Annotated in this window: 18 protein-coding genes; all 18 read left to right on the top strand. The window is 66.4% G+C overall.

The features are described from left to right. Window positions 1–39 precede the first annotated feature (39 nt). The 18 genes from efp to gap all read left to right on the top strand — a co-directional run bounded on the left by efp (window position 40) and on the right by gap (window position 18,833). Window positions 40–594, top strand: a complete 555-nt coding sequence (gene efp / locus GF405_06710) for an elongation factor P (protein MBD3367849.1) — start codon at window positions 40–42, stop codon at window positions 592–594. Window positions 595–619: 25 nt separating this feature from the next. After that, window positions 620–1,081: an acetyl-CoA carboxylase biotin carboxyl carrier protein gene (gene accB / locus GF405_06705; protein ID MBD3367848.1), complete on the top strand. Its 462-nt coding sequence runs from the start codon at window positions 620–622 to the stop codon at window positions 1,079–1,081. Between the two features lie 34 nt (window positions 1,082–1,115). Next, complete coding sequence (accC, locus tag GF405_06700; GenBank protein ID MBD3367847.1) at window positions 1,116–2,468, top strand: acetyl-CoA carboxylase biotin carboxylase subunit; 1,353 nt, start codon at window positions 1,116–1,118, stop codon at window positions 2,466–2,468. Between the two features lie 9 nt (window positions 2,469–2,477). Then, entirely contained in the window at window positions 2,478–3,215 is a 738-nt protein-coding gene (locus GF405_06695; GenBank protein ID MBD3367846.1) for a 2-phosphosulfolactate phosphatase family protein, read from the top strand. Between the two features lie 34 nt (window positions 3,216–3,249). Next, window positions 3,250–5,766, top strand: coding sequence for a DNA translocase FtsK (locus tag GF405_06690; protein MBD3367845.1), 2,517 nt, complete (start codon window positions 3,250–3,252; stop codon window positions 5,764–5,766). Continuing rightward, window positions 5,750–6,442 carry a hypothetical protein gene (locus GF405_06685; GenBank protein MBD3367844.1) on the top strand — a complete coding sequence of 231 codons (693 nt, stop codon included), beginning with the start codon at window positions 5,750–5,752 and terminating at the stop codon, window positions 6,440–6,442. Before GF405_06690 ends, GF405_06685 begins: the two co-directional genes overlap by 17 nt. Window positions 6,443–6,451: 9 nt before the next feature. Then, window positions 6,452–7,774 (top strand): 30S ribosomal protein S12 methylthiotransferase RimO, encoded by a 1,323-nt coding sequence (gene rimO / locus GF405_06680; GenBank protein ID MBD3367843.1) that lies wholly within the window; start codon window positions 6,452–6,454, stop codon window positions 7,772–7,774. Window positions 7,775–7,852: 78 nt separating this feature from the next. Continuing rightward, window positions 7,853–8,539: a DNA repair protein RadC gene (gene radC, locus GF405_06675; GenBank protein ID MBD3367842.1), complete on the top strand. Its 687-nt coding sequence runs from the start codon at window positions 7,853–7,855 to the stop codon at window positions 8,537–8,539. 32 nt (window positions 8,540–8,571) lie between these two features. Beyond that, window positions 8,572–9,606, top strand: a complete 1,035-nt coding sequence (locus GF405_06670; GenBank protein MBD3367841.1) for an MreB/Mrl family cell shape determining protein — start codon at window positions 8,572–8,574, stop codon at window positions 9,604–9,606. Window positions 9,607–9,616: 10 nt separating this feature from the next. Next, window positions 9,617–10,510 (top strand): rod shape-determining protein MreC, encoded by an 894-nt coding sequence (mreC, locus tag GF405_06665; GenBank protein MBD3367840.1) that lies wholly within the window; start codon window positions 9,617–9,619, stop codon window positions 10,508–10,510. Next, complete coding sequence (mreD, locus tag GF405_06660; protein ID MBD3367839.1) at window positions 10,507–11,004, top strand: rod shape-determining protein MreD; 498 nt, start codon at window positions 10,507–10,509, stop codon at window positions 11,002–11,004. Before mreC ends, mreD begins: the two co-directional genes overlap by 4 nt. Beyond that, window positions 10,988–12,979 (top strand): penicillin-binding protein 2, encoded by a 1,992-nt coding sequence (gene mrdA / locus GF405_06655; GenBank protein ID MBD3367838.1) that lies wholly within the window; start codon window positions 10,988–10,990, stop codon window positions 12,977–12,979. Before mreD ends, mrdA begins: the two co-directional genes overlap by 17 nt. After that, window positions 12,972–14,195: a rod shape-determining protein RodA gene (gene rodA, locus GF405_06650; protein MBD3367837.1), complete on the top strand. Its 1,224-nt coding sequence runs from the start codon at window positions 12,972–12,974 to the stop codon at window positions 14,193–14,195. The genes mrdA and rodA overlap by 8 nt, the downstream gene beginning before the upstream one ends. A 4-nt stretch (window positions 14,196–14,199) precedes the next feature. Further along, entirely contained in the window at window positions 14,200–15,012 is an 813-nt protein-coding gene (gene lgt / locus GF405_06645) for a prolipoprotein diacylglyceryl transferase (GenBank protein MBD3367836.1), read from the top strand. Further along, the gene (locus GF405_06640) at window positions 15,009–15,692 is read left to right on the top strand and encodes a ComF family protein (GenBank protein MBD3367835.1); all 684 of its coding nucleotides are present in this window, start codon (window positions 15,009–15,011) and stop codon (window positions 15,690–15,692) included. Before lgt ends, GF405_06640 begins: the two co-directional genes overlap by 4 nt. A gap of 88 nt (window positions 15,693–15,780) precedes the next feature. Next, on the top strand, window positions 15,781–16,818 hold the full coding sequence (locus tag GF405_06635) for an ATP-dependent 6-phosphofructokinase (protein MBD3367834.1): 1,038 nt from the start codon (window positions 15,781–15,783) through the stop codon (window positions 16,816–16,818). Between the two features lie 44 nt (window positions 16,819–16,862). Continuing rightward, on the top strand, window positions 16,863–17,804 hold the full coding sequence (fba, locus tag GF405_06630; GenBank protein MBD3367833.1) for a class II fructose-1,6-bisphosphate aldolase: 942 nt from the start codon (window positions 16,863–16,865) through the stop codon (window positions 17,802–17,804). Window positions 17,805–17,819: 15 nt separating this feature from the next. Next, entirely contained in the window at window positions 17,820–18,833 is a 1,014-nt protein-coding gene (gap, locus tag GF405_06625) for a type I glyceraldehyde-3-phosphate dehydrogenase (protein ID MBD3367832.1), read from the top strand. The last annotated feature ends 6 nt before the right edge of the window (window positions 18,834–18,839 follow it).

Below are 18,839 nucleotides of genomic sequence, written 5' to 3'. Positions count from 1 at the left end.
AGGAACAGGCACAGCAACCGCGCAAGGAACCGGAAGAACATGGCTACCAGCAACGACTTCTACAACGGAATGGTCATCCGCAAGGACGGAAAGCTCTACTCGATCGTCGAGTTCCTTCATGTCAAGCCGGGCAAGGGCAGCGCGTTCGTCAGAAGCAAGCTCAAGGAGATCAAGACCGGCAAGGTCCTCGACGTCACCTGGCGGGCCGGGGAGAAGGTCGACGACGTCCGCCTCGAGCGATCGAAGGTCCAGTTCCTCTACAGGGATGACTTCTTCCACTTCATGAAGATGGACACGTTCGAGCAGCTGGACCTGCCGCCGGAGACCGTCGGCGACAACGCCGCCTACCTCAAGGAGAATCTCGAGGTCGAGATGCTGTTCGAGGGCGCGGAGCCCATCATCATAGAGCTCCCGACCCATGTTGAGCTTGCTGTCAAGAAAACGGACCCCGGCGTCAAGGGTGACACGGTCTCGGGCGGCACGAAGCCCGCGACGATGGAGACGGGCGCCGTCATCCAGGTGCCGCTCTTCATCGAGGAGGGCGACGTCCTTCGCATCGACACCAGGACCGGTGAGTACGTCTCGAGGGTCTAGGCAAGAGCACCGATCTGGAGGCCGGATGGACAGGAAGCAGCTCGAGGAACTGATCAGACTGGTCGAGGACAGCGAGGTGACGGAGCTCTCGATCAGAAACCTGTTCTCCTCCGTGCGGATCGTCAAGGGGAGCCGGACGGCGGCCCCTGACGTACCTGCGGCCGTTCCTGCGGCGCCCCCGGTCGCCGCGCCTTCGCCCGCGCCGGCTCCGGCCGCGGCCGAAGCCGAGCCGGGAGAGGACTCGGACCTCGTACCGATCGTCTCGCCGATGGTCGGCACCTTCTACGAGTCGTCGTCGCCCGAGTCACCTGCTTACGTGCGCCAGGGAGACCGCGTCAGCAAGGGGCAGGTCGTGTGCATTGTGGAGGCCATGAAGCTGATGAACGAGATCGAGTCCGAGGTCTCCGGGACCGTCGCTCGCATCGAGGTCGAGAACGCTCAGCCGGTCGAGTACGGCCAGACGCTCTTCCTCGTACAGCCGGACTGACCTCCGCCATCCCTTCCGCGCGAGGTGCGGACCCATGTTCCGGAAGATACTGGTAGCCAACCGAGGCGAGATCGCGCTGCGCGTGATGCGGGCGTGCAAGGAACTCGGCATCGCGACCGTGGCCGTCCACTCCGAGGCCGACGAGCGGGCGCTTCATGTGAAGTTCGCCGACGAGGCGGTCTGCATCGGACCGGCGCCGGCCGCCAGGAGCTATCTGGACGTGCGGGGCATTCTGGCGGCGTGCGAGCTGACCGGCGCCGAGGCGGTGCATCCCGGCTACGGCTTCCTCGCTGAGAACGCCGATTTCGCCGAGATGTGCGAGACGCACGATCTCGTCTTCATCGGTCCCTCCGCGGACATGATGAGGATGATGGGCGACAAGGCCAGCGCCCGGCGGGCGATGAGCGCCGCGGGGGTGCCGATCATACCCGGAAGCCACGGGGCCGTGACGAACGACGAGGCCGCGGACACAGCCCGGGAGCTGGGCTATCCGATCATGATCAAGGCCTCGGCCGGAGGGGGCGGCAAGGGCATGAGGATGGCCGCCGACCCCGAGGAGCTCGAGACCGGGCTCAGGATGGCACGCGCCGAGGCCGAGGCGGCCTTCGGGAACGACGAGCTCTACCTGGAGAAGCTGATCGTCAACCCCCGCCACGTCGAGCTGCAGGTCCTGGGCGACAGCACGGGCAACGTGGTCCATCTGGGAGAGCGCGACTGCTCCATCCAGCGCCGGCATCAGAAGCTCATCGAGGAGTCTCCATCGCCCGCCGTGGACGAGGATCTCAGGCGGCGCATGGGAGAGGCGGCGACGAAGGGAGCGGCCTCGGTCGGCTACCAGAGCGCGGGAACGGTCGAGTTCCTCCTGACGGAGGACGGTTCCTTCTACTTCATGGAGATGAACACGCGGATCCAGGTCGAGCATCCGGTGACGGAGCTCGTGACGGGCGTCGATCTCATCAAGGAACAGCTGCGCGTCGCGTCGGGCGACGCTCTTCCGTTCGGCCAGGACGACGTGGAGATCAGGGGCCACGCGATCGAGTGCAGGATCAACGCGGAGGATCCCGAGCACGACTTCGCTCCGAGGCCGGGTCACGTATCCGACTTCTACGTGCCGGGTGGCCCGGGCATCCGCGTTGACACGCACGTCTACAGCGGATACGACATCCCTCCGTACTACGACTCGATGATCGCCAAGCTCCTGTCGTACGGAAACACGAGGGACGAGGCCATCGCCAGAATGCGGAGAGCGCTCGACGAGTTCGTGATCGACGGGCTGCCGACGACGATCCCGTTCCACAGGACGATGATGGAGGACGCCGACTTCGTGTCGGGACGCTTTGACACGGGAACACTCGAGCGGAGGCGCCTGGCCTCCGCGAAGGTCTGAGGGATCATCATGGAGCTCTGCCTCTACACGAGGACCGACGAGATCGCCGAGGCCCACGTCAAGGGCAGCCTGGTCGTCATGGTGGATGTCCTCAGAGCATCGAGCACGATCGTGCAGGCGTGGGAGAACGGCGTCGAACGCGTCATACCTGTCGCCGATGTCGAGGATGCCACGCGGCTCCTGCAGACGCTCGAGCGCAAGAAGAGTCTCCTCGGCGGCGAACGCGAGGGGAAGAAGATCGAGGGATTCGATCTCGGCAACTCGCCGCTCGAGTACGCCGGCAAGGCCGTCAGGAAGAAGACGCTCATCCTGTCGACGACCAACGGCACCTCAGCGATCACGTTGTCGGGGGCCGCGAAGGAGATCGTGATCGGCTGCTTCCTGAACATATCGGCCGTCGTCAAGTACATCGTGGCATCCAGGTCGAAGCGCGTCGTGGTGCTGTGCGCGGGGAACTCCGGACAGCTTGCGCTCGAGGACTTCGTCTGCGGCGGTCAGATCGTCGAGCGTCTCGGGCGATCCTCGCGGGCCAGACTGGATCTGAACGACGGTGCGGTCGCCGCCCGGGCCACCGCGTCCTCGATGAGCGACGTCGGAGAGGTGATAAGGGAGTCCTCCCACGGCAGGCGACTGGCCGAGCTCGGCTTCGAACAGGACCTTGAGTTCTGCGCGCACATCGACAAGTACAACTCCGTACCGATCGTCATCGAGGGACGGATCACGGGAGACGACCAGCGTCCGCGCTGACGCCGTGCCGCCTCAGCGTTGAGGGAGCGTGAACGTGGCTCTCTTCGATCACATGACGGACGACCAGCGACGCCAGCTTCTCGGCGTTCTGCTGCTTTTCCTCGGACTCCTCGTGGGAGTCTCCCTCGGGACGCATGTCTACTTCGCCGTCTCGGACGGCCTCGGCCCCGAGATCTGGGCCACCGAGCTCGGCGTCGCGAACCGTCATCTCTCCAACTGGCTCTTCGATCTTCTGGGCGTCTGCGCCTGGCTCATTCCCCTTCTCTTCATCCTGTGGGGCTGGAACCGCATCGTCGACGGCGACGCTGAATCGCTGGCCCTCCGGAGCGTCTTCCTGACGGCCGTCTCTCTGATCGTCGTCTCGCTCATCCATCTCTTCGGGGGAGACGCCGTCGCGGGGATCACGGGCGTCGTCGGGGCGTGGATCGCCGACCTCGGGACCCGCCACATCGGCCGCATCGGCACGCTGCTGGCCGGGGCCGGCGCCGCGGTCGTCATAACGCTTCTGACCACCGAGCTCGACCTCGGCGAGGTCGGTGAGCGGCTCGCCGACTTCGGTCGATGGGTCATGGGAGCCGGCTCGTCGGTCGCCGGAGCGTTCGAGCGCGTCGGCGAGCGCCGCGCAGAGCGGCGCGCGGAACGCGAGAAGTCGAGGCGCGGGAAGACAGCGTCACGAACGAAGAAGGAACCGAAGAGCAGCGACGCACGCGCTGAAGGGAAACCCGCGCCCGGGAGGCCTGACCCCGAACCCGAACCGCGCCCGCCCAGGAAGAAGCCGAAGGCACCGACAATCGTGTCACAATCGTCGTCGCAGCGCCGCGCCTCGGCACGACCGAAGGCGCCGGCGGGGGGATACCGTCTGCCGTCGCTCTCGCTGCTGGACGACCCCCCACCCGAGGCCGACAGAGAGGTCTCGAAGGACGAGCTGCTGGCGCGTTCCAAGCTGCTGGAGGAGAAGCTGGCCGACTTCGGCGTCGAGGCCGCCGTCGTCCAGGTCCACCCCGGTCCGGTCATCACACGCTTCGAGATCGAGCCCGCGCGCGGCGTCAAGGTCAGTCAGATCGCCAATCTTCAGGACGACCTCGCCCTCGCGATGCGGGCGACGGCGATCCGCATCATCGCTCCGATTCCCGGACGCGGCGCGGTCGGCATCGAGATCCCGAACGAGCACCCGGCGGTCGTCTATCTCAAGGACACGCTCTCCTCGGAGGCATACGAGAAAACGCGGACCGAGATTCCACTGGCCCTCGGAAAGGACACAACAGGCAGGGTGGCCTGCGCGGACCTTGCGAAGATGCCTCATCTTCTCGTGGCCGGCGCGACCGGGTCAGGCAAGAGCATCTGTCTGAACGCCCTTCTCACGGGCCTCGTCTTCCGTTCCACGCCGGAGCAGGTCCGTTTCCTCATGATCGACCCCAAGCGGCTCGAGCTCCCGCGCTACGAGGGCATCCCGCACCTTCTGGCCCCGGTCATCACCGAGGCCAAGGAGGCGGCGATGGCCCTGCAGTGGCTCGTGACGGAGATGGACAGGCGCTATGACATCCTGTCGGAGCTGACCGTCAGGGACATCTACGGGTTCAACAGGAGGATCGAGGAGGGGGCCGAACTCGACGGTCTCGCGCCCGAGGACAGGCACAGACTGCCGCACATCGTCGTCTTCGTCGACGAGTTCGCCGACCTGATGGTCAGGGCCCCCAGAGAGGTTGAGGCGCCGGTCCAGCGTCTGGCACAGATGGCCAGAGCGGTCGGCATCCACCTGGTGTTCGCAACACAGAGACCTTCGGTCGATGTCATCACGGGTGTCATCAAGGCGAACTTCGCCTCACGGATCGCATTCAGGGTGATCTCCATGACCGACTCAAGAACCGTGCTCGATCGCAACGGCGCCGAGACGCTCCTCGGCAACGGCGACATGCTCTTCCTCCCGACCGGCAAGCCGGAGCCCGTTCGGCTCCACGGGGCCTACATAGCGCCCGAGGAAACCGCCAGAGTCGTGGCGTTTCTGAGGAAGCAGGGGCCGCCCAGGTACTTGTTCGACCTCGGGGACAGCAAGGGGATGGCGCGGATCGCCGCAACGCAGCAGGACGAGCTCTACGACGACGCCGTCGAGATCGTCGTCGGCACGCAGATGGGCTCCACGTCCATGCTCCAGCGGAAGCTGTCCGTCGGTTACGCGCGAGCGGGACGTCTGATGGACCTCCTGGAAGCGAACGGCGTCGTCGGACCGTTCAAGGGCTCGAAGGCGCGCGACGTGCTCGTTGGACCGGAGTACCTCGAGCAGGTCGCCGTGGCGACCGCGGCGGCCCCGGGAGACGACGGAGACGCATGGAACGACGGGCCGGACGAGGACGCCGACGGCGTCGATGGGGAAGATTTCGAAGAAGAGGAGGAGGGCTACGATCCCCTTCTCGAGGACGACGAGCTCGACGACGAGGACGAGGAGGACGATGAGGAGGAGGACGACGACGAGTTCGGTGAGACCGACATCGAGATCGACGGAGAGGAAGAGAACGACGAAGACGAAGAGGAAGAGGATGACGAGGAGTATTGAATCGATCCTCGTCGCCGTCCTCGTCGCCCTCTCGCTCTTCTCTGCTCCCGACGCGCGGGCCGGGGAGCTCGACGCCGCGGCCCTTGCGGCGTCGGTCGCGGATCGGTACGCCTCACTCTCAGCCTATGCGCTGGACTTCGTACAGACCAGTTACTGGTCCCTTGCCGACTCGACCGTCTCCACGTCGGGGACGCTGCGCGTCGAACGCCCGGGCAGGATCGCCGTCTCCTACGGAACGGGGGGACGGATCGTGATCGTCGGTGACAGTCTGAAGGCGTACGCCCCTGAGAGCCGACAGTTCTTCGTCGCGCGCGTCGACACGACGAGTTCGGTCATCGACCCCGCGCGACTCCTTCGGTCGTACCGCACCGATCCTGAGACACCTGTACTCCCTCCACAGGACGATCCGCGGTTCGGCGGTCCGCCGCCGGAAGGAGCGGTCACACTGGCGCTTCTCCCGCGCGACCCGCTCGCCGAGCCGTCCCGGCTCGTCGTCCGGGTCGCTCCGGCATCGCTGCGGGTCCTTGCGATCCTCGCGGTCGCGGCGGGCGGCGACTGGACCAGATACGACATCGTCGATGAACGGCCGGTGAACGACCATCCGCAGGGCGCCTTCGCGCTCAGACGCCCCGAGGGCGCGGAGCTCGTCACGGGAATGCCCTTCGGCGGGTTCTGACCCGACACAATGCGTATCGCGCTCATCACACTCGGATGCCCGAAGAACCTCATCGATGCCGAGCATATGCTCGGCGCGCTCCACGACGCCGGACACGACCTGGTCGGCGACCCCGCCTCCTCCGATGTCGTCATCGTCAACACCTGCTCGTTCATCGCGTCGGCGGTCGACGAGTCGTCCAGGGCCGTCCGTGATGTCCTGGCGCTCAGGGAGGAGGGATGGCGGGGGCGCGTCCTCGTCGCGGGGTGCCTGCCCGAACGGTACGGCCGGAGGACATTCCAGATGTTCCCGGGTGTGGACGCCGTTGTCGGCTGCCTGTCCGTCGCGAGGATCCTCGACGCGGTCGAGGGCGCAGCGGCCGGTGACCGACCACTGCATGTCGGAACCCGCGGGCGTTCGGTCGACGGGCGATTCCCACGGATCCTGGGAACGCCCGGACACCTCGCGTACATCAGGATCTCCGAGGGCTGCGATAACCGGTGCGCCTACTGCGTCATCCCGTCGATCCGCGGACCGCTGGTGAGTCATCCCGCCCGTGCCATCATCCACGAGGCGCGCGAGCTTCACCGCGCCGGCGTCCGGGAGCTGATCCCGGTCGCTCAGGATACGACGGCCTACGGCATGGACATTGCTCCCTCCGTGTCCCTGGCGGGACTTCTCGCCGAGCTCGACGACGTCGGGATTCCGTGGATCCGGCTCCTGTATGCGCATCCGGCCCGGATCACCGATGATCTGCTCGAGACCCTCGGCCGCGGGCGGCATCTGGCGCGCTATCTCGACGTCCCCATCCAGCATGTCTCGGACGCGATCCTGGCTCCGATGAACCGGAAAACCGACGGCCGCGCCGTCAGGGGACTGGCAGACCGGATCAGACGGGTCGTCCCGGACATGACGCTCCGGACCTCGGTGATCGTCGGTTTTCCAGGTGAGGGCCCCACGGAGTTCGAGGAACTCAGGAGGTTCCTCGCCGCAGGTCCGTTCGACCACCTGGGAGTCTTCGAGTACTCGCCGGAGGAGGGGAGCCCGGCATTCCGTCTCGGAGAGGGCGCCTCCAGAGAAGAGACCCGCGAGCGGGCGGGCATTCTGCTCGAGGAGGCGCGCGAGCGGACCGAGCGACGCCATGGTGAGCTTGTCGGCTCCACGGTCGAGGTGCTCATCGACGAGCCCGGCCCCGCCGCGGTCGGCAGGACCGAGGGTCTCGCCTGGGAACTGGACGGCGTCGTACGGATCGACGATCCTGCGGGCGCCCTTCGGCCCGGCGCGTTCGCAACGGTCGAGGTCACCGGCGCCTCGGGATTCGACCTCGAGGCCGCGACGCCGCAGGTCGGCTGATGCCCACGCAGAGGGCAGAAACCGCTTGCTGACCGATTTGCCCCTGTGCTAGCTTTGCCCCCGGGTTGGGAGCGCAGTGTGAGGAAGATGGGAGGGGTCTCCGTCGACGCGGCCGTGTCGCCTCAGGCTGCGGCCGGCGCCGTTCCTCCGGTCCAACCGACCGAGTTCGAGCTGCTGTGCGCGTTGATCGCGGGGAGCACAGGTCCCCGGCCCGCCGACCTCGTCGGGCGCGAGCTTCTTGGACGGTTCGGAAGCGTGAGCTCCATCCTGAGAGAGCCGCCGTCAAGCCTGACGAGCGTCAGGGGTGTCGGTCGAGGGCTCGCGACGCGGCTGAGGGCCACCGGCGAGATCGCGCGCCGGTTCCTCGGAGCGGAGAAGGGACGGCCGGTCGTCTACCTGTCGGGCCCGGAGGACGTGGCGGACCTGCTGCTCCGTGAGATGTCGTCGCTCGACAGAGAGCACTTCCGCGCGATCCTTCTCAACACGAAGAACAGGATCCTCGGCGTCCGGACGATCGCGATCGGATCGCTCAATGCATCGGTCGTCCACGCGCGCGAGGTCTTCAAGGCGGCGGTATCGGAGAGCGCTCAGGCGGTCGTTCTCGTCCACAACCACCCGTCAGGCATTCCCGACCCGAGCGAGGAGGACATCGTCGTGACCGAACGGCTGGCTGAAGCGGGCCGGATCCTCGGCATCGAGGTCCTCGATCACATCATCCTCGGACGACAGGGATTCGTCTCCCTGAGAGAGCTCGGACACGTCTGAGCGTCGTCCCACAGGCACGGAGAGAGGCACACATGCTCTTCGATTCGGTTCTCGGACTCGTCAACGACGTTGCGATCGATCTCGGCACGGCGAACACCCTTGTCTATGTCAAGGGACGCGGCGTCGTCCTGAACGAGCCTTCGGTGATCGCGGTCGAGAAGGCGAGCGGCAAGGTCGTGGCGGTCGGCAGCAAGGCCAAGGAGATGCTGGGGCGGACGCCCGACGGCATCAAGGCCGTCCGTCCGATGAAGGACGGGGTCATCGCCGACTTCGACGGGACCGAGGACCTGCTGCGCGAGTTCATCCTGGCAGTTCAGCGGCGCAGACTGCTCGTGAGACCCAGGATGGTCATCTGTGTCCCCTCCGGGATCACGGAGGTCGAGCGCCGGGCAGTGACGGACTCGGCCGACCACGCCGGCGCCCGCGAGGTCTTCCTGGTCGCCGAACCGATCGCGGCCGCCATCGGTGTGGGACTCCCGGTCGACAAGCCGTCGGGCAACATGATCGTCGACATCGGCGGAGGCACCACCGAGATCGCCGTCATCGCGCTCTCCGGGATCGTCAACCACACGTCGGTCCGCGTGGGCGGCGACGAGATGGATGAAGCGATCATGAACCACCTCCGCAGAAGCTACAATCTCCTCATTGGCGAGCAGACCGCGGAGCAGATCAAGATCAGGATCGGATCGGCCTATCCGCTCGAGGAGGAGATGGAGGTCGAGGTCAAGGGCCGCGACCTCGTCGGCGGCGTGCCGAGAACGCTCAAGATCACGTCCGAGGAGATCCGCGAGGCGCTCCAGGAACCGATCTCGGCCATCGTCGAGGCGCTCAAGCTCTCGCTCGAGGAGACGCCTCCAGAGCTCGCGGCCGACCTGGTCGACCGGGGCATCGTGATGACCGGCGGCGGCTCGCTCCTCCGAGGACTCGACGTGCTGCTCCGTGAGGAAACGAAGCTGCCGATCAACGTGGTCGAGAACCCGCTCACCTGCGTTGTGCTCGGGACGGGCAAGATCCTCGAGAACCTCTCGCACTACGAGCCCGTGCTGATGCGTTCCGCCAAGAGGTAGTCCGCACACCATGTTCGCCTTTCTCGCGCGGCTCTTCACAAGGAACCGCGAGCTCGCCGCATTCGCCGTCTGCGCGGCGATATCACTCGTTCTGCTGGCCCTGCCGCAGCCCGTCAGAAACGGCATCGGCGAAGGCGTCTCGACCGTCGTCTTCGGACCGTTCCGGAGGCTCGCGACCTACACGGCCTCGCTTCAGTCGACGCGAGAGGAGAACATGAGGCTGCGGGAGCTTGCCGTCAGGCTGGCCGAGGAGCGGTCCAGACTGCTGATATACCGGAGCGAGAACGAACGGCTCCGCGAGCTCCTGAGCTTCCTCGTCAGCTTCCCGGAGGAGGAGCGCTTCAGGATGCTTCCGGCGCGGGTCATCGGTATGCCGGGGACACGCGTCGTGGAGCGGCTCGAGATCGACAGAGGCGTCGTCGACGGGGTCCGCGAGAACATGCCCGTCGTGCTTCCGGAAGGTGTGGTCGGCAAGATCTCGACGGTCATGCGCCGCCGCTCGCTCGTAGAGCCGCTGACCAGCGCCTCGTCGGCCGTCAGCGTCGTCGTCGAGCGCAGCCGGGTCCGCGGCGTCGTGCGCCCGCGGTTCGGCTCGGCGAGCGACGTGCTCGGATGGCATGTCGACTACGTCCCCGCGCGTTCGGACGTGAGGCCGGGTGACCGCATCGTGACGTCGGGCCTCGGGGGCGTCTACCCTCCGGGACTGGCCGTCGGCACGGTCACCAGGGTCGCCCCGGGCCCTCTGACGATGCATGTCGAGGCGGAGCTCGCCATCGACCTGGCGACGGTCGAGCAGGTCTTCATCCTGACCTCGAGGACGGCGACGCCCCACGACTGGTCGGAGATCGAGGCCGAGGTCATGAGACAGTTCGCGCCGATCGGCCCTCCGATGGAGGCCCCATGAGAATCGGTCTCTTCAGCGCGATCGCCTTCGCCGCGGTCATCCTGGACTCGGCTCTCGCACCCGAGATCGAGATCCTCGGAGCACGCCCCGATCTCCTCGTCCTGGTGGTCGTCTACGGCAGCCTGCTGGTGGGTGGAAGGCAGGCGATCGTCGCCGGCTTCCTGATGGGCGTCGCCTCCGATGCCGACATCCCGAGCTACCTCGGGCTCAATGCACTGGCCCTGTCGATCACGGGCCTGGCCACGTTCCGCGTCTGGAACCACCTCGTGCGCGCCTCGGTCCTCGTACAATGCGCCGTCATCTTCGCGGCGACCCTGCTCCACGACGTCATCTACTACCTCGGCTACTACAGGAACCACCTCGACATGTTCGGCCGCTTCATCATCCGCTACAGTATCCCCGGAGCGCTTTACACGGCGGCCATCGGCGTCGTCATCTACGCGCTCGCCCGCGCTCTGGGCCTGAGAGAGGTGTCGGGTGGCTCACTCGGGTGATCATGCCGGAGGAAGCGATGTAGCAAGGCGCCGGTCCCGGGTGCTGCGCATCGCGACGTTCGCCCTCTTCGTGCTCATCATCGGACGGCTCGGATGGCTCCAGCTCGCGCGCGGGACCATCTACCGGGAGCTGTCGGAGGAGAACTACGTCCAGGGATTCGAGGTGCGCGCGCCGAGGGGCCTCATCCTCGACCGGAACGGCATCACGCTCGCCGACAACAGAGCGTCGCTCTCCATCACGCTCTCCCGTGTCCGCGATCGCAACGATGATGAGGTCGCCGGGCGACTCGCCGACCTGCTCGACCTCCCGCCGTCGTTCGTCGCCTCGAAGCTCCAGGAGAGCCGTTCGAGGTTCTACGGCAGCGTCGTGCTCCTTGAGGATGCCGAGTTCGACGAGGTCGCCCGGATCGAGGAGCACCGTTCCGAGCTGCCGGGCGTCAAGGTCGTCATGACGGCCACCCGCCGCTACGCTCAGGGAGACCTCGCGACGCATGCCATCGGCTACGTCGCCGAGATATCGGACTCGGAGCTCGAGGAGGTCGAGCCCCTCGGATACACGCAGGGAGACATCGTCGGCAAGACGGGACTGGAGAAGCGATACGAGCTGCTGCTGAACGGCCGCGACGGAGCGGAGTACTGGGTCGTCGACGCCGCCGGCCGTGAGATCTACCCCTTCGCGGGAGGCCTCGCCAGGGAGGCGAGACCCGGGCACAATCTCATTCTGACGATCGACATGCCGGCACAGAGGACGGCCGAGAGGCTCCTGCAGCAGTACGAGGCCGGAGCGATCGTCGGTATCGAGCCCGGAACCGGCGACGTCCTGGTGATGGCGTCCCACCCGTCTCCCGACCCGAACGCGATCGTCGGCGGCCTCGGGCGGGAGGACTGGAACGAGCTTCTGAGATCGCCCAGACATCCGCTTCTCAACCGCGCCGTCCAGGCGACCTACCCGCCCGGAAGCCCGTTCAAGCTGATCACGGCCGGCGTCGGGCTCGAGGAGGGCGTCATCACCCACTCGACCGAGGTCGTCTGCAAGGGAGCCTACAAGTACGGCATCCGGACCTTCAGGTGCTGGAAGCCGGAGGGACACGGCCTGGTCGACGTTCTGAAGGGCATCGTTGAATCGTGCGACGTCTACATGTACCAGCTCGGGGCGAAGCTCGGTGTGGCGACGCTGATGGAGTGGACCGAGCGCTGCGGCTTCGGTCGAACGACGGGGATCGACATCGGCGGCGAGGTCGCGGGCAACGTCCCCACGCCCGAGTGGTACGACCGGAACTACGGACGCAGGAAGTGGAGCAGGGGCGTCGTGCTCAACCTGTCGATCGGACAGGGCGAGCTGCTCGTCACGCCCCTTCAGGCGGCCTGCTTCGTCGCCGGCATCGTCAACGCCGGCATCGTTCCGACCCCGCACCTCCTCAAGCGCGTGGAGACCTACTCGGGACGCGTCATCGGAACGGCACGGACCGGGACGTTCGTCAGGCTCCCCTTCCGGGAGAAGACGCTGGCGTTCCTCAGACGCTCGATGGTCGACGTCGTCGAGGCTCCCAACGGGACAGGCAAGCTGTCGCGTCTCGAGGGCATCGAGGTGGCCGGCAAGACCGGCACCGCACAGAACCCCCACGGAGAAGACCACGCCTGGTTCGTCGCCTACGCGCCGGCGGACGATCCAGAGATCGTGCTGGCGGTGCTTGCTGAGAACGCGGGAGGCGGAGGCGCGATCGCCGCCCCGATAGCGCGCGAGGTGCTGCGTTCCTACCTGCGCCTCCCGGAGCCGGCGCCCCCGGCGCTCCACACTGCCTCGCCCGGTCCCGGAGAGACGCCGGACGCCGTGGGGGACCCGGCACCGTCGCCGCCCGGCCGGACGGCAGAGACAGACGGGGCGGCGGGGGAGATGACGGAGACCGGAGACGTGCCGGAGCCCGTTGCACCGGCCGCGAACGGGACCGGAGAAACGGAGCCCCTCGATGGATAGACGGCGGCTCAGGGACTTCGACTGGGGGCTCTTCCTCGTCACCGTGCTCATCACGGTGATAGGAATCGTCATGATCTACAGCGCGACGCGCGGCGCGGAGGGCACCGTCACGTCGAACGCCGTGTCGCGGCAGATTCTCTGGGCGTCGCTCGGCATCGCAGTCATGCTGGGTGTGGTCTTCATCTCGCAGGACACCGTCGAGGCGCTCTCACCCTTTTTCTACGTCGTCGCGGTCCTGCTCCTGGTCGCGGTCCTCTTCGTCGGCGTCGGCAAGGCGGGGGAGAGGCGCTGGTTCGATCTCGGCGTCATGCGCCTCCAGCCTTCGGAGCTGGCGAAGTTCGCCGTCATCTTCGCGCTGGCCAGATACCTCTCACGGAAGCGGACGCGGCTCGACAGGCCGCTCCATGTCGCCATTCCACTCGCCATCGTCCTCGTGCCGACCGCGCTCGTTCTCAACCAGCCGGACCTCGGAACCTCCGTCATCTACGTTCTGCTGCTCATCCCCATGCTCTACTGGGGAGGTATGAGGCCGTTCTTCCTGCTGCTCCTGGCGACCCCGGTCATCTCGATGCTGCTGGCCTTCAACTGGTTCGCCTGGATAGCCTTCCTGGCGGTACTGGGCTGGGTGCTGTACGTCTCGCGACTGCTCATCGTCGACAAGGTCGTTGTCTTCGTCATCAATGTCGTCATGGGACGTGCCGGTCCGTTCCTGTGGCAGGCCCTCGAGGAGTACCAGCGTCACCGCATTCTGGCCTTCCTCAACCCGGAGAAGTTCCGTTTCAGCACCGGCTACCAGCTCATCCAGTCGAAGATCGCTGTCGGCTCGGGCTCGGTGTTCGGCAAGGGGTTCCTCCAGGGAACGCAGAAGAACTTCGCCTTTCTCCCGGAACGCCACACGGACTTCATCTTCTCCGTCCTCGCCGAGGAGTTCGGTTTCGTCGGCTGCCTTGTCGTCCTGACCCTCTACATGTATCTTGTCATCCGGATGCTCCGCCTTGCGTCCCAGGTCAGGAACCGGTTCGCCGGTCTGGTGATCGTCGGGATAGCGAGCACGCTGTTCATACAGTCCGCCATCAACATCGGCGTCACGCTGGGGTTATCGCCGGTCACGGGCATGCCGCTGCCGCTCCTGAGCTACGGTGGCTCATCGCTGCTCGTCACGCTGGCGTCGATCGGTCTGGTCCTCGGCATGGGGATCCGCAGGATGGAGTACTAGCTGGATGAAACCCGTCCTCTTCTCGATCGGTTCGTTCCCCGTACGGAGCTACGGTGTGGCGATGGCGCTCGCCTTCCTGCTCGGCATCTGGCTGGCGAGACGGCGGGCGAGGGACCAGGGGCTCGATCCCGACACGATCATCGATTTCTCGTTCTACGTCATCGTCCTCTCCATCGTGGGCGCCCGGGCCGTCTTCGTGGCGCAGCACTGGTCCTATTTCCAGCTCCATCCCGCCGGCATCGTCCGCATCTGGGACGGCGGCCTGGCTCAGTACGGCGGGGTTCTGGCGGGACTCGCGACCGGGCTCATCTACTTCGCGCGCAAGGGCATCGATCCGTGGAGGGGTGCGGATATCGTCGCGCCGTCGGTGGCGCTCGGCATCGCCGTCGGACGCATCGGCTGCTTCCTGAACGGGTGCTGCTTCGGCCGACCGTGCAGTCTCCCGTGGGCCGTCCGCTTCCCGGCCGACTCGCACGCGGCCGAGCTCTTTCCGGGACAGGCCGTCCATCCGACGCAGCTCTACGAGTCGGGTGCCGCGCTCCTCATCCTCGCCGTGCTGCTGATCGCCGACCGGAGGAAGCCGTTCCACGGCTTCACGCTCTGGTTCTTCGTCATGCTCCTCGCGGTCTTCCGCTTCCTCGTCGACCCCATCAGGCAGTACGGCGAGGCCTCGATCGCCTTTCGCGCCGGGGAAACGGCCGTCACGATGAACCAGCTCGCCGGGCTCATCCTCATCGCCGTCGCCGCCGTCTTCATGGCGGTCCTGGCACGGCGGGGCCGGCCGGAACCAGGAAGCTCCCCCCCGACCGAGGAGTGAACCGCCTGTCCGCTCTGCCCCCGGCAGTCATCGGCGCCCTCAGGCGCTTCGCGCTCCCGGCGTCGTGCCGAGCCTGCGGCGCCCCGGTCGACCTCGAGTTCCTGTGCCCTTCCTGTGCCTCGCAGCTGGTGCCGGCCGTGTGCGCGCTCGAGCTGCCGCGCGACGGCGGACGGGGCCCGCGACACGCCTTCTACGGGCTCCGCTTCACGGAAGCGGCCCGGGCCCTCGTCCACGCCATCAAGTTCGACGGACACACGTCGGCCGCCGGCGTCCTCGCGGAGAAGGTACTGCCGGTCTGCCGCGTCGTCGGGGGCAGCGCGTGTGACGCGGTCGTGCCCGTTCCGCTCCACCCCGTCAGGGAGCGGGAGCGGGGCTTCAACCAGTCGAGCTCCATCGCGAGGGAGTTGGCCGGGCGCCTCGGTCTTGACGTCATCGAGCGGGGGCTTACAAGGACGCGCCCGACACGCCCGCAGACGGACCTCGGACGAGCTGAGCGCCTGGTCAATGTGAGAGAGGCCTTCCGTGCGGGGCGCAGTCCGCTCAGCGGGTCGCGGGTCCTGCTCGTCGATGACGTCATCACCACCGGCTCGACGCTCGCCGCCGCCTCGTCGGCGCTCCTGGCGGCCGGAGCCGAGAGCGTCATCCCGTTCGCCGCCACGGGACGGCCCGAAACGGGTTGACAGCGACGCGCGGGGCACTCTAGCATCACAGATTCGAGCCCGCAGAGGATCGGGCCGACACGGAGCGCGTTCAAGGGAGGAACGACACATGAAGGTGGGCATCCTGACCGGCGGCGGCGACTGTCCTGGCTTGAACGCGGTCATCAGGGCCGTTGTCAGAAGGACGATCCAGCGGTACGGCGGCAGCGTCACGGGCTTCCGGTATGGTTGGGCGGGCGTCGTCGACGAGAACACCATCGAGCTGGGCATCGATGAGGTATCCGGCATTCTGCCGAGAGGCGGGACGATCCTCGGAACCTCCAGGACGAACCCGTTCAAGATGGACGGGGGCGTCGAGGCGATTCAGAGGGTCTTCGAAGCCCACGAGTTCGACGGGCTGGTCGCAGTCGGCGGCGAGGATACGCTCGGAGTCGCCTACCGGCTTTTCGAATCGGGTCTCCCGATCGTCGGGGTCCCGAAAACGATCGACAACGACATCAATGCGACAGATTTCACGTTCGGCTTCGACACCGCCGTCCAGATCGCGACCGAGGCGATCGACCGGCTGCACACGACGGCGGAATCGCACAATCGCGTGGTCGTGGTCGAGGTCATGGGCCGGCACACGGGCTGGATCGCCGTCAAGGCGGGCATCGCCGGGGGCGCCGATCTCATTCTGATCCCCGAGGTACCCTTCACCCTCGACGGCGTCTGCGACGTCATCAGAAAGCGTCACGGGAGGGGGAAGAACTTCTCGATCGTCGTCGTTGCGGAGGGCGCGGAGTTCCCGGACGACGAGGGCGGCGAGCTCGTGACACAGCAGGCCGGTACCGACTCCTTCGGGCACGTGAGGCTCGGTGGTATCGGCAACCGTCTGGCCAAGATCATCGAGAAGGAGACCGGATACGAGACGCGCGTGACCGTGCTCGGCTACACGCAGCGCGGCGGCACGCCGACAGCGTTCGACAGGGTCCTCGGCACGCGCTTCGGCGTTCTCGCGGCCGACCTCGTCCACAATCAGGAGTTCGGCAAGATGGCGAGTCTTCACGGCGACCGCGTGATACCCGTCGAGATGTCGCACGCCACGGAGTGTGTGAAGCGGGTCGACTCCGAGCTCTACGAGGTCGCCCGGACGTTCTTCGGCTAGAGAGCACCGGTCGGCAAACCCGACATCAAGGAGGTCGTCCGAACATGTCCCTCGTCACGAACAGCGCGCTGATGGTCCCCGCGAGAGAGAGCGGATATGCCGTCGGCGCCTTCAACACATCGAACCTCGAGATCACGCAGGCGGTCTTCGAGGCGGCCGTCGAGCAGCGCTCGCCGGTCATCATCGCCACGTCGCAGTCGGCCATCAAGTACGCGGGCTATTCGAACATCGTCTCGATGGTCGCGAACCTGGCCCGTGAGACCGATGTTCCAGCGTCGCTCCATCTGGACCACGGGACCGATCTCGAGGTCATCCAGGCCTGCATCGAGCATGGATGGACGTCGGTGATGATCGACGGCTCGCACCATCCGCTCGAGGAGAACATCGCCGTGACCAGGCAGGTCGTCGAGATGGCCCGGCCTAAGGAGGTCTCCGTCGAGGCAGAGCTCGGGAGGCTGATGGGCGTCGAGGATGAGATCGAGGTCTCTGAGGGCGAGGCCGTCTACACGGATCCCGAGGAGGCGGAGCGGTTCGTCTCGGAGACCGGATGCGACGCACTCGCCGTCGCCATCGGAACCTCGCACGGGGCATACAAGTTCAAGGGAGAGGCCAAGCTCGCCGTCGACCGTCTGCGCGCGATAGCCGACCGCGTCGAGATCCCGCTCGTGCTGCACGGCGCATCCGCCGTCCCGCAGGACGTACTCGAGCTCGCGCGCCGTTACGGAGCGGATCTCCCGGGGGCCCGGGGCGTCCCGGCGGAGAGCATCAAGGAGGCCGTCGGGCACGGTATCGCCAAGATCAACATCGACACCGATCTCAGGCTGGCGTTCACGGCGAGGGTCAGGGAGTTCCTTGCGGAACAGCCGGAGGTCTTCGACCCACGGAAGATCCTGGCCGCGGCAAGAGCCGGGATGAAGGACGTCGTCACCACAAAAATGAAGCTCTTCGGTTCGGCCGGCACGCTCGAGAACCGGCCGGGGGCATGAGGAAGGAGCAGGCTCATGGCGCTGAAGTACGCGATCAACGGATTCGGGCGTATCGGACGACTCGTTCTCAGGATAGCCCATGACAACCCCGAGTTCGACATCGTCGCGGTCAACGACCTGACGGACGCACAGACGCTGGCCCATCTGTTCAAGTACGACTCGGTGCACGGGATCTTCGACGGCGACGTCTCGGTCGAGGACGACGCCATCGTCGTCAACGGCAAGAAGATCAGGGTCTTCAACGAGAAGGACCCTTCCGGGCTGCCCTGGGGCGATCTCGGAATCGACGTCGTGATCGAGTCGACCGGGCATTTCAGGACGCGGGAGGGCGCCGGGAAGCACATCGAGGCAGGCGCAAGGAAGGTCATGATCTCCGCCCCGGCCAAGGGCGAGAAGGGCCCCGACATCAGCATCGTGATGGGCGTGAACGACGGCGACTACGATCCGGAGAACCACCACATCATCTCGACCGCATCCTGCACAACGAACTGCGCCGCGCCGATGGTCAAGGTGCTTCATGACAACTTCGGCATCACGCGCGGCATCATGACGACGATCCACGCCTACACGAACGACCAGCGGATTCTCGATCTGCCGCACAAGGACCTGAGAAGGGCCAGGGCTGCCGGCGTCTCCATGATCCCGACGACGACGGGTGCGGCGAAGGCCGTCACCATCGTGATCCCCGAGCTCAAGGGCAAGCTCGACGGCATGGCGGTTCGCGTTCCGACGCCTGACGGATCGCTCGTCGACTTCGTGGTGGAGACCGAGAAGGAAACGACCGCCGAGGAGATCAACGCCGCATTCCGGAAGGCGGCGTCGGAGGGACCACTGGCTCCGTATCTCAGGTACGCGGACGACCCGCTGGTCTCGATCGATATCGTCGGCGACAGGCACTCCTGCATCTTCGACAGCGAACTGACGAAGGTCATGGGCGGTACCATGGTCAAGGTCCTCGGCTGGTACGACAACGAGGCCGGGTACGCGGCCAGGATGGTCGACATGATGAAGCACGTGGCGCAGAAGTAGGGAGGC

Source organism: Candidatus Effluviviaceae Genus V sp. (assembly GCA_014728125.1).
Classification (GTDB): Bacteria; Joyebacterota; Joyebacteria; order Joyebacterales; family Joyebacteraceae; genus WJMD01.
This window is presented reverse-complemented; position numbering and strand designations above follow the sequence as displayed.

Excerpts from the sequence above, each read along its gene's own strand:
- mreD (MBD3367839.1), top strand. The coding sequence starts at position 10,507 with ATGAGAATCGGTCTCTTCAGCGCGATCGCCTTCGCCGCGGTCATCCTG.
- gap (MBD3367832.1), top strand. The coding sequence starts at position 17,820 with ATGGCGCTGAAGTACGCGATCAACGGATTCGGGCGTATCGGACGACTC.
- rimO (MBD3367843.1), top strand. The coding sequence starts at position 6,452 with ATGCGTATCGCGCTCATCACACTCGGATGCCCGAAGAACCTCATCGAT.
- accC (MBD3367847.1), top strand. The coding sequence starts at position 1,116 with ATGTTCCGGAAGATACTGGTAGCCAACCGAGGCGAGATCGCGCTGCGC.
- lgt (MBD3367836.1), top strand. The coding sequence starts at position 14,200 with ATGAAACCCGTCCTCTTCTCGATCGGTTCGTTCCCCGTACGGAGCTAC.
- GF405_06685 (MBD3367844.1), top strand. The coding sequence starts at position 5,750 with ATGACGAGGAGTATTGAATCGATCCTCGTCGCCGTCCTCGTCGCCCTC.
- rodA (MBD3367837.1), top strand. The coding sequence starts at position 12,972 with ATGGATAGACGGCGGCTCAGGGACTTCGACTGGGGGCTCTTCCTCGTC.
- GF405_06670 (MBD3367841.1), top strand. The coding sequence starts at position 8,572 with ATGCTCTTCGATTCGGTTCTCGGACTCGTCAACGACGTTGCGATCGAT.
- GF405_06695 (MBD3367846.1), top strand. The coding sequence starts at position 2,478 with ATGGAGCTCTGCCTCTACACGAGGACCGACGAGATCGCCGAGGCCCAC.
- GF405_06635 (MBD3367834.1), top strand. The coding sequence starts at position 15,781 with ATGAAGGTGGGCATCCTGACCGGCGGCGGCGACTGTCCTGGCTTGAAC.
- fba (MBD3367833.1), top strand. The coding sequence starts at position 16,863 with ATGTCCCTCGTCACGAACAGCGCGCTGATGGTCCCCGCGAGAGAGAGC.
- accB (MBD3367848.1), top strand. The coding sequence starts at position 620 with ATGGACAGGAAGCAGCTCGAGGAACTGATCAGACTGGTCGAGGACAGC.
- mreC (MBD3367840.1), top strand. The coding sequence starts at position 9,617 with ATGTTCGCCTTTCTCGCGCGGCTCTTCACAAGGAACCGCGAGCTCGCC.
- efp (MBD3367849.1), top strand. The coding sequence starts at position 40 with ATGGCTACCAGCAACGACTTCTACAACGGAATGGTCATCCGCAAGGAC.